Genomic DNA, 14,287 nt, shown 5'->3' on the forward strand with positions numbered 1-14,287 from the left:
TCAGGCAGCGAGCTCGACCGCCTCCACCGCCGGGGCCCGCAGCACCCGCCGCGCCGTCCGCAGGCTGGTCACCAGGGTCGCCGCCGCGCCGATCGCGACCACGGCCAGCCAGATCCCGAGGCCCTGGTCGGGGATCATCTCGTCCGTACGTACCGAGGTGAAGGCCACGATCCCCGCGAGGCCCGAGAGGGTGCCGAAGAGGACGCCGGTCACCGTCAGGACCAGGCTCTCGCAGCCCACCATTCCCAGCACCTGCCCGGGTGTCGCCCCGGCCAGCCGCTGCCGGCCGAACTCGCTCGCGCGGTAACTCGTCGCCGCGTAAAGGCTGTTGATCAGCATGATGCAGGCGAAGACCACGATGATCCCCACGACCACGAGGTTCAGCGTCTCCAGGTTCTTGTCCTCCACCGACTTCTTCAGGCCCGACGCCTTGATCGCGTCGCTCTCGACCGCCTGCATGTAGAGCGTCGCCGTCGCCATTCCGATGAAGAGGATCAGCGGCATCAGGATTCCGGACAACTCCCCTGCTTTGCGGCGGAGGTTGACCGCCGCCAGATAGCCGCTCGCTCCGGCGAGCGCGGTCATCGGCCGCTCCAGTACGCCCAGGGTCGCGCGCAGCAGCGTCGGCGCGAAGACGGCGAAGCCGACCGCGAGGAGGATCGAGCCGTACGCGGCGGGGGCCATGGCCATCTGGTCGGTGGAGTCCATCGTGAAGGTGGTCAGGATCGCGGCGGCGCCGAGCGCGAGCGCTCCGTAACCCGCGAACTTCCGTCCCCTGCCCGGGGTTATACGCTTTCCGGCGGCGGCCCGCGTCGCCCGCCGTACCGCCAGGAGCGCCGCGCCCACCGAGGCGAGCAGCGCGATCGAGACTCCCGAGGAGAGCGCAATCGTGCCGAAGGTGTAGTCCACGCTGTCCGCCACCTGGCCGCTGTCCTGGAACATCCCCAGGAGCGCATGGCCCGCGAGCATCGCCGGGCCGATCGCCAGCAGCGCGCCGACGACGCCCACCGCGGCCGCCTCGCCGATCACCATCCGCTTGATCTGCGCGGGAGTTGCTCCGGTCGAGCGCAGCAGCTCGATCTCCGAGCGGCGCTGGCGGACCGCGACCGTCAGGGTCGAGGCGATCGCGAAGAAGACGAGCAGCGAGCCGTATCCGCCGACGACGTACGCCGACGTGGAGAGCGAATCCGAGCTGACGGAGTCGACGCCGGGAGCGCCCGCCGTGTCGTGCATCGAGTTGAACGTCATGATGATCGCGGCCCCCAGGAAGGCGGACAGCAGGGTGGCGACGAAGCGGCCCGGACGCATCCGGATCGAGCGCATGGCGAGAGTGAACATGGCTCACACCCCCGCGAACGTGTCGTCGCCCAGGTGCGCGAGGCGCTCGGCCACCGCGTCCACGGTCGGGTTGCGCAGCTCGCCGGCCAGCCGGCCGTCCGCGAGGAAGAGCACGGAGTCGGCGTACGAGGCGGCCACCGGGTCGTGGGTCACCATCACCACGGTCCGCCCGTGGGTGCGTACCGCGTCCTGGAGCAGCCGCAGTACGTCGCGTGCGCTGCGGGTGTCCAGCGCCCCGGTCGGCTCGTCCGCGAAGACTACGGCGGGCTCGGTGACCAGGGCGCGGGCGATGGCCACGCGCTGGCGCTGACCGCCGGAAAGCTGGTCGGGGAGGTGTCCGAGGCGCTCGCCGAGGCCGACCTGGGTGAGGATCTGCCGGGCCCGCTCGCGGTCGATGCGGCGGCCCGCGAGCTTCAGCGGGAGGGTGGTGTTCTGGGCGACGGTGAGCGTCGGGAGCAGGTTGTACTGCTGGAAGACGAAGCCGATCCGCCGCCTCCTGAAGCGGGTCAGTTCGGCCTCGCTGCCGCCCGTCATCTCCGCGCCGTCCACCATCACGATGCCCTCGTCGGGCCGGTCGAGGCCGGCCGCGCACTGCAGGAGCGTCGACTTGCCGGAGCCGGAGGGGCCCATCACGGCGGTGAAGGTCCCGGCACGGAGGCTGAGGGTCACGCCGTCGAGGGCGGTGACGGCGCTGTCGCCGGTTCCGTAGCTCTTGGTGACCGATACGAGGCGCAGGGCCTCGGCGGCCCTGCTGGTCTGCGCCTGGTTCTTGTGGCCGAACATCTTCGTCAACTCCCCTGTGGCACGTGGGCTGTGCTGTCGTCATCGACGCTACGGAGCGGGGGCGATCGCCACGATGGCCGTACACACCAGGTCAGGGGTGTACCTGACAGCACCCCACCTCTTCCTAAATGGATCCACGGTTCCATTAGAGCGCCGACCCTGTTACGGTGAGCTTGCTTAACGGCACCACAGATCCGTTAATGCACTCGCCTCAGGAGGCCACGCCATGTCCGCTCCTGCCCAGACCCGCCCGCAGCCCCTCGCGGAGCCGAGTCCGTCATCCATGACGGGTCGTCAAAAGCTCGTCCTGACGCTCCTCTTGGGTGCCCAGTTCATGATCGCCGTGGATTTCTCGATCCTGAACGTGGCACTCCCCGTCGTCGGCGAAGGCCTCGGCTTCTCCCTCTCCCACCTCCAGTGGATCGCCACCGCATTCGCCCTCGCCGCCGCCGGATTCACCCTCCTCTTCGGCCGCGTGGCCGACCTGATCGGCCGCAAGCGCCTGTTCATCGGCGGCATGGTCGTCCTCGGCCTGTCCTCCGCGCTCGGCGGACTCGCCACCACGCCCGAAGTCCTGCTCACCGCACGGGTGTTGCAGGGCCTGGCGACGGCTGCGGTCACCCCCGCCGGACTCGCGCTCCTCACGACCGCCTTCCGCGAAGGCCCCCTGCGGGAAAGGGCGTTGGGGCTCAACGGGGCCCTGATGTCCGCCGGATTCACCGCCGGCGCGATCCTCGGCGGCCTCCTCACCGACCTGCTCTCCTGGCGCTGGGCCTTCTTCATCAACGTGCCCGTGGCCGCCCTGGTCGTCGCCCTCGCCCCGTCCCTGATCACCGACTCGCGCCCCGCCGTGCGCCCCAGGCTCGACGTACCCGGCGCCGCGACCGTCACCGGCGGCCTGCTGCTCCTGGTCTACGGACTGACCCAGGCGGGCGAGACCGGCTGGACCACCCCCACCACCCTGACCGCGCTCCTCGCGGGACTGGCCCTGCTCGTCGGATTCTGGTTCGTGGAGAAGCGTGCGACCGCGCCCCTCGTGCCGGTCCGCATCCTCAAGCGCCGCAGCGTCATCTGGGGCAACGTCACCGGCCTGATCGCCTTCGTCACGGAGACGTCCCTGGTCTTCCTGCTCACCCTCTACCTGCAGGAAGTCCTCGGCTACTCACCGCTCGCCACCGGCCTCGCCTTCGGCGTCCTGGGCCTGGGCACCGTCATCGGCGGCACGCTCGGCGGCCGGGCGGTGGGCCGCTTCGGCAACCGTACGACCATCGTGTCCGGCGCCCTGATCCAGGCCGCCGCCACCGCCGCACTCCTCGCGCTGGGCACCGCGGGCGGCTGGATCTGGCTGCTGCTCGCCGCGACCTTCGTCGGCGGCATCGGCAACATGCTGATGATCGTCGGCTTCATGGTCACCGCGACCTCCGGCCTCCCCGACGAGGAGCAGGGCCTGGCCACCGGACTCGCGACCATGACCCAGCAGGTCGGCATCACGCTCGGCATCCCGGTGATGAGCGCGATCGCCACCGCCCGGATGGGCACGGCTTCCGGCCCCGACGCGGTCCTGTCCGGAGTGGGCGTCGCGATCCTGGTCAACTCCGCACTCGTACTGGCAGGGGCGGTGCTCGCGGCTCTCTTCCTGGCGCCCCGGCGAGCGCGTTGAGCAGGTGGAGAGACGACGTCACCCCGGCCACGAGCGTGGTCGGGGTGACGTCGCGGTTCAGGTCAGTGCTGCAGGGTGAGGACACCCGGGCGGTACGGCAGCTGGTCGTAAGGACCGCTCGCCGTGGGGGACTTGCCCTGGTAGAGGAGCTGCAGGTTGCAGGGGTCGATGGTCATCGTCTGGTCAGGGTTGTTACGGACCAGGTCGCCGTGGCTGATGTCGTTGGTCCAGGTGGCACCGCTGTTGGCCTTGCCCGCGAAGGGATTGCTCTCGCTGGCGGCCTGCGGGGTCCACGAACCGTTCAGGCTGGTGGCCGTGAACGAGCGGAAGTACCGCTGCTCACTGGCGCCCCTGGCCTCGACGATCATCAGGTACTGGTTCTTGTCCTTGACCTTGTAGACCTGCGGCGCCTCGAACAGGTTCTTCACCGTGTCGCTCATGACCGTCGTGTACGACGAGCCGAAGTTTCCGGGGAAGTTCCCGATCGGCATGCTCGCCCGGTAGATCTTGCCGTTGTCACCGGCGAAGAACAGGTACATGTTCTGGTCGTCACCGATCAGGGTCTGGTCGATCGGACCGTTCCCTGCGTCCGCGACGCTGCCGGTGAACAGCGGCTGCGGCGCGGACCAGCCGTTGGCATTGGTGGGGTCGCTGGACGTGCGGTAGATGAAGGGCCACGCGCCCCACTGATACGTCAGGACCCAGATCTTCTTGGGCGCGAAGTAGAACAGCGTGGGTGCCACCGTGGACTGGCTCATCGCCGTCTGACCGGCAGACGCCATGTCCGACCAGTTGGTGAAGGGGGTGAACGCCATCGAGCCGTACGACGATCCCGCCACCTTCGACGCGTAGACCAGGTGCTTGCCGTTGTACGTCACGGTGGTGAAGTCCTTCAGCGCGGTCCCGCCGTTCGCCGGCTGGGCCAGCGCACCCGTCGATGTCCACCGGTACGTCGACGGAAGGGCACAGGTGCTGCCCGTCGGCGCAGGGGTCGAAGTCCCGGACGGTCCGGTCCACTTCTGGTTGCCGGCGGCCACACAGGTATACAGCTGGATCTTGGTTCCGCTGGTGGTGGCCGCGCCGACGGCGTCGAGGCACAGGCCGGACTGGACGCCGGAGATCGTGCCGTTGGTGTTGACGTTCCACTGCTGGTTGGTGCCGCCGTTGCAGTCCCAGACGACCACCTGTGTGCCGTTGGTGGTGCCCTTGGCCTTGGCGTCCAGGCACTTGTTGCCCTGGATCATCAGCTGCTTGCCGGAGGTGTGGGTCCAGCTCTGCGTGGCCTTGCCGTTGCAGTCCGCCAGCTGCGCCTGGGTGCCGTTGGCGGTGCCGGCGCCGGTGGTGTCGAGGCAACGGCCGGAGGCGACCCCCTTGATCTCTCCGGAACCGGTCCCGGTCCCGGTCCCGCCGGTCGACCCCGGGGTGGGGGTCGTGCCGGGGGCGGACTGGAGGGCGTTCATGACGGCGGTGTACGCGGGCTTGGGCTTGCCGTTGTTGTCGAACAGCAGGGGGCTCTCGCTGCTGCGCCAGGAGTCACTGTCCCTGACGCCCCATACCGTGATGCCGGTGCAACGGGCCACGGAAAGACAGGCGTTGACCGCATTGGCGTACTGGGTGGGCGAGGCCTGGGCGATGTCCAGCTCGGTGAGCTGGACATCGACGCCGAGGGCGGCGAAGTTCGACAGGGTGGTCTGGAAGCTCGCGGGCGGGCCGCCGGCCCCGAAGTGGGACTGGAAGCCGACGCAGTCGATGGGCACGCCGCGGGACTTGAAGTCCTTCACCATCTTGTAGACGCCCTGGGTCTTGGCGTCCGACCAGTTCTCGATGTTGTAGTCGTTGTAGCAGAGCTTGGCCGAGGAGTCGGCCGTACGTGCGGTACGGAACGCCTCCTCGATGAAGCCGTTGCCCAGCACCTTCTGGAACACCGAGCTGCGGAGCTGACCGCTGCCTCCGTCGTCGAAGGCCTCGTTGACCACGTCCCAGGCGTAGATCTTGCCCTTGAAGTGGTTCATCTCGGTGGTGATGTGGTTGTTCATCACGCTGCGCAGCGTGCTCGCGTCGCCGATGGAGCTGACCCAGGACGGCAGTTGGGAGTGCCAGACCGTGGTGTGCCCGCGCATGCGCTGGCCGTGTGCCAGGGCATGGCTGACGATCGTGTCGGCGGGTCCGAAATTGAAGTTGCCTCGGGACGGTTCGATCGCGTCCCACTTCATCTCGTTCTCCGGGGTGACCATGTTGAACTCACGGTCGGCGATCGTGGCGTACGTCGAGTCGCCGAGCCTTCCACCGGCCACGGCGGTGCCGAAGTACCGGCCCGAGGGGCTCGCTTGCGTACCCAGGCTCGCGGCGTCCGCGGAGCTCGGGAGCAGCGTCACGACACCGGCCACGAGCGCCGCGGCCGAGATGCCTATCGCCGCTGTCCGGCGGCGCCGGCCGAGCCGGTGCAGGCCCTTCATGACTGTCCTCGCGGACCGCGGGTCACTCTGGGGGTGTGATGCGACATGGGAGCGGCTTTCTTCAGGGGATTCGTCCTTGGGGGAAGCGGGGAACCTGCCGCGCCGACACGCCATGGTGATCGGCGGGGAAAGCGCCCCACACAAGGGAGGCCTCCGCGTTCGCATTCTCGTAACAGAAAAGCCGCGCCACCCGGACGATTGCCCCGTGATGCATCTCGCAGGCAAAAAGCGTTATGCCGACCCCTGCGGTCCGGTCCTCGCTACTTCTTGCGCGTGATGAAGGAAGCCTGACCGGCGAAGGCCCGGGTGCCGTCGGACCCGTCGAGCCAGATCCCGCCGTCGCGGTGGCGCAGGACCGAACCGGGATAGTTGTGCGCGTGCAGGGTCACCGAGCCCGCGGTCGCCCCGGGGCTCGGGCAGAAAGTGGCGTCTTCCCGGAACAGTCGGCTGCCGTCCTCGGCGCTCAGCCGCAGCCTCAGATCGCGATGGCGCAGATAGCGGCCGTCGGCGGCGCGGAAGGTGACGCAGCGTGCGTCGGCCAGCCCCCGGACGGCCGAGAAGGTGACCTGCGGGCCGAGCGTCGCGAAGTCGCCGGCGTACGCGAGGTACAGGGCGGGTTCGTCCACGGACTCCAGCGACTGTGCGCCCAGCGGAACCAGGCCTGCGACATGGGACGGACTCACCGGGGACGACGCGGGCGACGTAGGGGTGCGCGACGGGGCCGGCGCCTGATGGCCGGACGTGGGGGCGGCGGACGTGGGTGCGGCGGCGGTGGGAGCGGCGGTGACGCCGGGCGCGCGGTGCGCCGGTTCGGGCCAGGCGGCGTAGGTGACCGTCCCGGCGACGAGCACCGTGCCGGCGGCCAGGCTCACCAGCGGATGAGCGGTCACCACGGAGAGCTTGCCGAACAGCAGGCCGTGCAGACCGCCTCCCCCCGTCGCGGTCGCGGTCGCGGTTGCAGTCGCGGTCGCGGTAGCAGTCGCCGCGGCGGCGACGGGCGCCGCGGCCAGCCCCGCTGCGCTCGCGGCCGTACCGGACAGCAAGCCCTTGGCGACCAGCGCGGCGACGAGCCCGGCCGGGACGGCCAGCGGCGCGAGGCCGAGGAGCAGGCGTTCGGCCGGGACCCGTTCCGCCGTCGTCGCCGCGCAGACCGGGCATGTGCGGGTGTGCCGCGCGATCCGCTTGCGCCACACCGACGTACGGAGGCCGTCCCAGCCGGCGACGGTCTCCTCCAGCTGCGGACAGCGCGGATCGGCGTCCAGCGCGCCGACGATCGTACGGCTCAACTCCAGCTGCTCGCGCATGCGTTGGAGGCTCACACCGACGTGGGCGACCGTGAGACCCGTCGCGGCGGCGAGGTCCTCACGGCTCAGCGAGCCCGCGCCTTCCTGCCACCACAGCGACAGCAGCGCCCGATGATCCGGGTCGAGCCAGCGGCCCGCTTCGACGACCTGGCGGCGCTCGTCCGACATGTGCAGACGCAGGATCGTCAGGTCCTCGGGTGCGCCGCCGGTGTCCGGTATCTGGCGTGCCTCGTCGATGACCGCGGTCCGGCGGGCGAAAGTGCGCTGCCGGTCCCTGTGCGTACTGATCTGGCGGAGCGCGATCGACACCAGCCAGGACCGGAAGCTCTCCGGGGCACGCAGGTCGGGCAGGTCGCGCACCACGCGCAGCAGGGTCTCCTGGACGACGTCGTCGACGTCGGCATGTCCGCTCAGTGCCCGCCCGACGATGTTGTAGAGCAACGGCAGGTACGCGGCGACCAGTTCCTCGCGGGCCTGGTCGTCACCTGCCTGCGCCATGACAACCAGCCCGGTGTGATCCACCTCCGTGAGCCTCATTCCCACTCCCTCAGGGGAACGATCCACCCCGTACGCCGCCAAATTTGGTGGCGGCAACCGTATCCTCTGCGCCAAAGGCAGGTACACGGCAGGACCGGCTCCGCATGACGAGGGTCAGCCCGGGGTCGCAGAGTTGCGACGCGGGTGCGCACGGCCGATGGTGACAGTGGGGGCTGTCACAGGAGGCACGGTGCTCGCACTGGAGCAGGTCACAGCGGAATCCGAGGATGCCCTCTACCGCGAGCTGTACGCCGGGCTCCCCGTCCCGATGCCCGAGCTGGGCGGCGACGGGGAGCACTGGCGACCGCCGTACGGCATCGTCGCCGGACGCCGGGACGGCGCGCTGGTGGGCTGGGTGGTGTACTTCGCCGAAGAGGCGGGCGGCGGCACGGCGGCGCTCCAGTGGCTGATGACCGAGCGCGAACGCGAACGGATCACCGGCGGCCGCAACACCCAGCACCCGGGAACCCCCGCGGAGATCGAGGCTCTCACCGCCCTCGCCGCCGAGGCGGCGGACCGGGCCAGGGAGGCGGGCTACGCGCAACTGCGCTGGAATCCCGCGGAACCCGGCTTCGCGGAAGGGATCGCGGCCGGCCTGGGCGCGCAGCCGTACGACGACCCCGAGGGCCGGCGCTTCTACCGCTTGCACCTCTGACCGGCGACCGGTTACCGAACGAGCGCACTGGTCGTCGTCCCGTCTGCACTCGCGCTGCGCCGCATGAGCGGAATCAGCACCGCCGCCACCGCGAGGTGCAACGCGGGAAGCACCGTCTTCGCGGCCGCGCCCGCCTCCGAGGTCAGTACGGGCAGCAGCGACAGCAGCAGCACGGTCACTGCGGTCCAGGTCCATACGCGCAGCGCCCGGGACGGCGTCGTCCGGCGCTCCAGCTGGGCCAAGGCCCCCCAGCCCAGCAGGGAGACTCCGAGGGCGGTGGCGATCACGGCCGCAGGGCCGACCGTCATGGAGTCCTTGCCATCCCCCTGCGGGACGACCAGATCGGCCCCGGCCGCCCGGGCGATCGCCCAGAGGGCCGGGGCGGTGAGCACTGCGGCGCCGACCGCGAGGCTGCGGAGACGCCGTACGGATACGGAAACGGGGGCCGCGGATGTGGTGGGCGTGATCTCGGCAGTCATAACGGTCTCCTGAGGTGAGGGACGTGAACACGAGGACACGAGGACACGAGGACACCAACTGCCTCGGCCCTCGTCTGACATGACCGTATGACCCGCCTGTGAGACGGCCAATGTTCCTGGGTCTCTATTTTCTTCGCGATCGTCTCACTCGGCCTGAATTCCCGTACGGTGGACGCATGGACGTACTCAGCGACGTGATCGCCACCATGCGTACGGGCGAGCCCCGTTCGGCCCGCGTCCAGTGGAAGTCGCCCTGGGGACAGCGGTTCGCCGAGGGTCCGGGGGCCGGTTTCCAGGTCGTACTGCAGGGCACCTGCTGGCTGATCCCACCGGACGGCGCCCAGCCCATCGCACTGGGAGTCGGCGACGTCGTGTTCCTGCCGTACGGGAAGGGATACGGACTCGCCGACCAGCCCACGACGCCGCTCGCGGAACCGTCCTGCGAGCCCCCGGACGACTCCCGTTACGAGCAGCGGTACGCGGCGCCCGACGGCGGCCTCCCCCACGAGCAGGCACCCGACGCGGTCACACTCTGCGGTTCGTACCAGCTCTCCCAGGAGCGGGCGCACCCCCTGCTCGCCGGGCTCCCGAACCACCTCCATCTCCCGGCCAGGCTCGGCCACCATCCCGAGATCCGCGGCGCCGTGGAGCTGCTCGCCCGCGAGCTGGAGCGGCCCCGGCTGGGCGCGGACGCGGTGGTGCCGGCGCTCCTCGACACCCTGCTGCTGTACATCCTGCGCGCCTATTTCGACGGCGAGGTGGGCCAAGAGCCCGTCAACAGCGGCCGTGCCGACTGGGCCGCCGCGCTCAAGGACCCCGTGGTGAGCGCCGCCCTGCACGCGATCCACCGCGATCCCGGCCATCCCTGGACGGTGGAGAATCTGGGCGCGGAGGCCGGCAGTTCACGGGCCACGTTCGCCCGCCGGTTCACCTCCCAGGTGGGGAGCACCCCTCTGGCGTACGTCACCTGGTGGCGGATGACGACGGCGGCCCGTGCACTGCGCGGCACCCAGGAGCCGATCAGCGCGGTGGCCGAAAAGGTGGGCTACGGCTCGGAGTTCTCGTTCGCGACGGCCTTCAAGCGGGAGTACGGGACCTCACCGGGGCGTTACCGCAAGGCGGCGTAGGGAGGGGGCCTCGCCTACGCCGACCGGACGGCATCCGTGATCCACCTGTCTCAACTGGGCAGGATCCAGTGCTGGTTGGTGCTGTCGGCGCAGGTCCAGATCTGCAGCCGGGTGCCGTTGGCGGAACTGTTGCCGGTCGCGTCCAGGCACTTGCCCGAGGCGGCGTTGACCAACCCCCCGCCGGTCCGGGCCTGCCAGCCCTGCGCGCCCGACCCGTTGCAGTCGTAGAGCTGCACCTTCGTACCGTTCGCGGTTCCGGCCGAGGTCACGTCCAGGCACTTCCCCAGAGCCTTCAGGGTCCCGTCGGCACCCACCGTCCACTGCTGGGCACCGCTCCCGTTGCAGTCGTACAGCTGCACGGCAGTCCCGTTCGCGGAGCTCGCCCCCGCGACATCCACGCACTTTCCGCCGTACCCGGTGATCCGACCGGTCGCACCGCCGCCGGGCGGCGGGTCGACGGGCCCGGACCGACCTGCCGCCCACGCGATCTCCTGGAGCAGGAGCTGGTTCTGCTGGGCGCTGGCGAAGGTCGACGAGAGGGCGGTGTTCGTCGAGTAGTTCATCGCGTTGTGGCCGAAGTTGTTGTAGACCATGCGGTAGTCGCGGTTGGACCAGACGATCGGGTAGTAGCCGCTGTACCAGGTCTGGTTCGGGTCGGTGCCGATGGGAAAGGTCGAGGGGTCCATCGAGGCCAGGATGTCGATGGCGGGGTTGGTCCGCAGATCCTTCTGCCAGCTGTACCACTCGCTGACCGACGAGGTGATGGCACCAGGAAGCCCGGCGGCGGCCGGATGACTGCTGTCCTCGATCCGCAGGGTCTCCTGAGTGGGACCCCAGGTGTTGCTCTGGAAGGTTCCCGTCCCGAGAAACGTGTTGTGGTACCAGGGCCAGTCGCTGGTGTCCGTATTGAAGGCCGAGACGTGGAACCCGACGAAGCCCCCGCCGTTCTGCACATACGTCTGGAACGCCGAGCGCTGGGAGGCGGTCTGCGGGTAGTTGTCGAGGAACATCACCACCTGGTACTTCGCGAGATTCGCGCTGTTGAGCTGATTCCAGTCGGTGGTGGCGGTGTATGTGAACCCATGGGTGGCCCCCTGCTGCGGGAACCAGACGTTGGCCTCATGGTCGAAGCTGATGTGCGCGGCGTCGTAGGTCCCGTCGTAGAAGGCGAGCACTTTGTACGGGGTGACCGCCGCCTCCGCGGAGTGCGCGGGAGGAGCGGTCTGCACCCCCAGCGCGGCGGCGACGACGGCAACGACGACGAGCAGCCGTACGAGCATCGCCCGTAACGGGTGTCCGGGCGCTGCGGCTGCCGCCCCGGGCAGTGGTCTGATCATGGATGTGCCCCTCTCTGGTCCAGCTGGGGTACGGAGCTGTGGAGTCTGCGCGTGTACACGACATGTCGTCAAGATTTTTGACAGGAAACTTTCCTGGCAGATAAAGCGTCAACTCTCGGAAACAAGACGCCACTTGCCCTGACCTGTGCGTTCAGCTCAACAGGGCAGTCCCGCGCACGTACACCCCAAATCCCTCATTCTCTACAGGAGTTGAAAGGATGGCCCGTCAGAGACGGTCGATGAGTGCGACTCTTCCCGGCTGAGCGACGGCCAGGAACGTTCCGTCGGGATGCACGGCCGCTACGGACGTCGGGATGTGCGTGACCTCGTAACTGCCATCCCTGGAAGCCACCTTCCCGCAGGGCCACTCCGCACCACGGCGCCCGTCATGGCTTCGATCAGCCGCGGATGCCCGCACAGGGACTCGACCCTCCCACCGCGTGCGACGAGGGCGGCGCTCCCCATCCTCGATTTCCCCGGTCGAAGGGGAGTCCATGGGCGCCTGGGGCGCGACGCTCCACACCATCCGATGTGATCGGTGGCCGGCGGTGGGGTCCCACGCCCCCCGCCCCCCTCGCCCCCGTGCCCCTTGTACGCGGCGCTCTATAGTCGCCCGGGTCGACCGTTTTCATGGGGGGGTACGGAACGCATGCAGTCCAGGAGATCGCCGGCCGCCGTCCTGCTGAGCGCCGTCGCCATGCTGCTGCTCGGCGCCTGCGGGACCCAGCGGATCGGGGCCGATGCGCCGACCACGGCGGAAACACCGCACTGGCAGACGTTCGCGCCGTTCCGCGTCACCGCCGCCCAACTCTCCGACGGAGGGCGCGCGCTCAGCGTCGTCGCAGAGGTGCCCGGCAAGGGGAAGACCTGCGCGCGCGGCCTGAAGGCTGTCGTGACCTCCACGTCGGAGCGCACCGTGTGGGTGCAGGTCACCTTCTCGGGCCTGACCGGCGACCCGCACGCCGACTGCTCGAAGACCGCGACCGGCACGGCGCAGGTCCGCCTGCCGTCCGCGCTCGGCCACCGCGAACTGTCCGTGGACAACGACACGACGTTCACCGCGGACGACGCCGACCTGCCCGACCTGCGCCTGTGCGGCGACCTCGGCTGCCACCCGGCGCCCACCGGCTGCACCCCCGCCTCCTACGACCAGGCGGTGGCGGCACTCGACGTGCCCAACCACACCTCCCGCGGCGAGGAGCAATGCGACGGGAAGTGGCTGGTGTTCGACGTCTCCTCCCGCATGGGCCCGGCCTGCTCCGAGGGCGAGACACCGGGCTGCGGGGCGAGCCTCGGCGACCGGTGGTTCTTCCGGGCCGAGAAGTCGGGCTGGAAGCCCATCGCCCGCGGTACGGCGGCCGGCTGCACCGACGTACACCGCAGCGAGCCCGCTTTCCCGTCCGCGCTGTGCGCGGACCTGCCCGCCCTGCAGCGCTCGAACTGAGCACCGCGCCGGGCCTGTTGCGCCACACCGAAACACGCGAAAGCCCCAGTCCACGGCGAGTGGCGCGGTATCCGAGGCGATCCTCCGGGCCGCCGACCGCGGTCTGTTGCTCGCCGGTGAGCACACCTTCGGCGTATGCCGTGCTCGTACACGACACGAGCGCTCAGGTGCGCCGCGTGCTGCGCCAGATCGGCTCAGCCTCGACCAAAGTGAGCTTCCGGGTCCACGATGTAGGTGAGGATACCGAACCACAGGGATTTCGGATTCTCCAGAGCCACCGGGTCGACGGCGCTCATTTTCTCGCAAATGTGGAGCCTGATTTCCTCGTGCTCGGCCGCCGTATATCCGGCCCATTCGCTCTGGTCGTCCCCGGAGTCCATGCGGGGGCAGTCGACCTTGAGGAGATAAAGGAAATACACAAAGCTCCGCAGTGAGCTGTTGAGCAGATAGATTTCGGCGTCCTGGGGCAGGCAGTAGACCTTTCCCGTGGCCGGATCGAATGCGATGTCGTCGTACGGGACCATTCCCAGGGCGACCCAGTTCTCCGCCCCCTCGGGAACGTCCTGGTAGACGTCGGAGAGCTCGTAGTCCCACTCCGAGACCGGTTCGAGTCGCCGGCCGATCTCGTCGTCCACGTCGAACCATGGATTGTCCCAGGACGGGATGCCCAGCGTGTGCAGTACTTCCTTGGCGTCCGGGTCTGTCGCGGGTCCGAGGATGTCGACCGGCGGGGTGAGCAGTTCGTGCGGTTCGAACGCGGTGTCCAGCATGGCTCGGGTCAGCGGGTCGGTCATGCGCGCAGATCCTTATGGGAGGGAAAACTGCCGGAATCCTATCGGGCTGCCTTGAGCCGGGCCAAGTAGTCTTTCATGGCAGCATTTCCGCACACCCCAGAGCCCTCGTCTCCACATTCGAAGCCGTGCGACACCTTTGTTCCCCTTGCGCGTCAAGACCACAATGTGGATTGCCCATATTGAAAGGTGTTCGGGAACCGACCGAAGGCTGCTCGCAATGCCGCCGAGGCGACGGCCGCCATCGTTCCGCGCCGCACGCCGCGCATGCACTCGTCCGCGTCATCGCGGGGCAGCACCCGCACACGAGGATGCGAAGATCATCGCGTTCCGGCCTCGCCACGTTCCGGCATGAAAAAGCCCCAGGTCACGGCGA

Annotated in this window: 11 protein-coding genes; 4 read left to right on the top strand and 7 right to left on the bottom strand. The window is 69.3% G+C overall.

The window, feature by feature from the left end; translation table 11 throughout:
• Together AB0H78_RS00565 and AB0H78_RS00570 are read right to left on the bottom strand one after the other, a co-directional pair.
• The gene (locus AB0H78_RS00565) at positions 1 to 1,338 is read right to left on the bottom strand and encodes an FtsX-like permease family protein (protein WP_363231970.1); all 1,338 of its coding nucleotides are present in this window, start codon (positions 1,336 to 1,338) and stop codon (positions 1 to 3) included.
• A gap of 3 nt (positions 1,339 to 1,341) precedes the next feature.
• Positions 1,342 to 2,121, bottom strand: coding sequence for an ABC transporter ATP-binding protein (locus tag AB0H78_RS00570; RefSeq protein WP_363231971.1), 780 nt, complete (start codon positions 2,119 to 2,121; stop codon positions 1,342 to 1,344).
• A gap of 226 nt (positions 2,122 to 2,347) precedes the next feature.
• Between AB0H78_RS00570 and AB0H78_RS00575 the strand changes: the two genes are divergently transcribed.
• Complete coding sequence (locus AB0H78_RS00575; RefSeq protein ID WP_363231972.1) at positions 2,348 to 3,781, top strand: MFS transporter; 1,434 nt, start codon at positions 2,348 to 2,350, stop codon at positions 3,779 to 3,781.
• A gap of 62 nt (positions 3,782 to 3,843) precedes the next feature.
• Here the strand turns inward: AB0H78_RS00575 and AB0H78_RS00580 are convergent, their stop codons facing one another.
• A complete protein-coding gene (locus AB0H78_RS00580; protein ID WP_363231973.1) occupies positions 3,844 to 6,237 on the bottom strand; it encodes a non-reducing end alpha-L-arabinofuranosidase family hydrolase in 2,394 nt (797 codons plus the stop codon).
• Positions 6,238 to 6,497: 260 nt separating this feature from the next.
• Positions 6,498 to 8,078 (bottom strand): sigma-70 family RNA polymerase sigma factor, encoded by a 1,581-nt coding sequence (locus AB0H78_RS00585; protein ID WP_363231974.1) that lies wholly within the window; start codon positions 8,076 to 8,078, stop codon positions 6,498 to 6,500.
• A 190-nt stretch (positions 8,079 to 8,268) separates the two neighbouring features.
• On the opposite strand from AB0H78_RS00585, the gene AB0H78_RS00590 reads away from it, so the two are divergent.
• The gene (locus AB0H78_RS00590; RefSeq protein ID WP_363231975.1) at positions 8,269 to 8,733 is read left to right on the top strand and encodes a hypothetical protein; all 465 of its coding nucleotides are present in this window, start codon (positions 8,269 to 8,271) and stop codon (positions 8,731 to 8,733) included.
• An 11-nt stretch (positions 8,734 to 8,744) separates the two neighbouring features.
• On the opposite strand, the gene AB0H78_RS00595 is transcribed toward AB0H78_RS00590, so the two are convergent.
• On the bottom strand, positions 8,745 to 9,212 hold the full coding sequence (locus tag AB0H78_RS00595) for a DUF6069 family protein (protein WP_363231976.1): 468 nt from the start codon (positions 9,210 to 9,212) through the stop codon (positions 8,745 to 8,747).
• A 176-nt stretch (positions 9,213 to 9,388) separates the two neighbouring features.
• Between AB0H78_RS00595 and AB0H78_RS00600 the strand changes: the two genes are divergently transcribed.
• A complete protein-coding gene (locus tag AB0H78_RS00600) occupies positions 9,389 to 10,339 on the top strand; it encodes an AraC family transcriptional regulator (protein ID WP_363231977.1) in 951 nt (316 codons plus the stop codon).
• 50 nt (positions 10,340 to 10,389) lie between these two features.
• On the opposite strand, the gene AB0H78_RS00605 is transcribed toward AB0H78_RS00600, so the two are convergent.
• A complete protein-coding gene (locus AB0H78_RS00605) occupies positions 10,390 to 11,676 on the bottom strand; it encodes a ThuA domain-containing protein (protein WP_363231978.1) in 1,287 nt (428 codons plus the stop codon).
• A 649-nt stretch (positions 11,677 to 12,325) separates the two neighbouring features.
• Here AB0H78_RS00605 and AB0H78_RS00610 point away from each other — a divergent pair.
• Positions 12,326 to 13,120, top strand: a complete 795-nt coding sequence (locus AB0H78_RS00610) for a hypothetical protein (protein ID WP_363231979.1) — start codon at positions 12,326 to 12,328, stop codon at positions 13,118 to 13,120.
• A 194-nt stretch (positions 13,121 to 13,314) separates the two neighbouring features.
• On the opposite strand, the gene AB0H78_RS00615 is transcribed toward AB0H78_RS00610, so the two are convergent.
• The gene (locus AB0H78_RS00615) at positions 13,315 to 13,914 is read right to left on the bottom strand and encodes an SUKH-4 family immunity protein (protein WP_363231980.1); all 600 of its coding nucleotides are present in this window, start codon (positions 13,912 to 13,914) and stop codon (positions 13,315 to 13,317) included.
• Between the last annotated feature and the right edge of the window lie 373 nt (positions 13,915 to 14,287).

Source organism: Streptomyces sp. NPDC050738 (assembly GCF_040654175.1).
GTDB lineage: Bacteria > Actinomycetota > Actinomycetes > Streptomycetales > Streptomycetaceae > Streptomyces.

Excerpts from the sequence above, each read along its gene's own strand:
- AB0H78_RS00565 (WP_363231970.1), bottom strand. The coding sequence starts at position 1,338 with ATGTTCACTCTCGCCATGCGCTCGATCCGGATGCGTCCGGGCCGCTTC.
- AB0H78_RS00570 (WP_363231971.1), bottom strand. The coding sequence starts at position 2,121 with ATGTTCGGCCACAAGAACCAGGCGCAGACCAGCAGGGCCGCCGAGGCC.
- AB0H78_RS00575 (WP_363231972.1), top strand. The coding sequence starts at position 2,348 with ATGTCCGCTCCTGCCCAGACCCGCCCGCAGCCCCTCGCGGAGCCGAGT.
- AB0H78_RS00580 (WP_363231973.1), bottom strand. The coding sequence starts at position 6,237 with ATGAAGGGCCTGCACCGGCTCGGCCGGCGCCGCCGGACAGCGGCGATA.
- AB0H78_RS00585 (WP_363231974.1), bottom strand. The coding sequence starts at position 8,078 with ATGAGGCTCACGGAGGTGGATCACACCGGGCTGGTTGTCATGGCGCAG.
- AB0H78_RS00595 (WP_363231976.1), bottom strand. The coding sequence starts at position 9,212 with ATGACTGCCGAGATCACGCCCACCACATCCGCGGCCCCCGTTTCCGTA.
- AB0H78_RS00600 (WP_363231977.1), top strand. The coding sequence starts at position 9,389 with ATGGACGTACTCAGCGACGTGATCGCCACCATGCGTACGGGCGAGCCC.
- AB0H78_RS00605 (WP_363231978.1), bottom strand. The coding sequence starts at position 11,676 with ATGATCAGACCACTGCCCGGGGCGGCAGCCGCAGCGCCCGGACACCCG.
- AB0H78_RS00610 (WP_363231979.1), top strand. The coding sequence starts at position 12,326 with ATGCAGTCCAGGAGATCGCCGGCCGCCGTCCTGCTGAGCGCCGTCGCC.
- AB0H78_RS00615 (WP_363231980.1), bottom strand. The coding sequence starts at position 13,914 with ATGACCGACCCGCTGACCCGAGCCATGCTGGACACCGCGTTCGAACCG.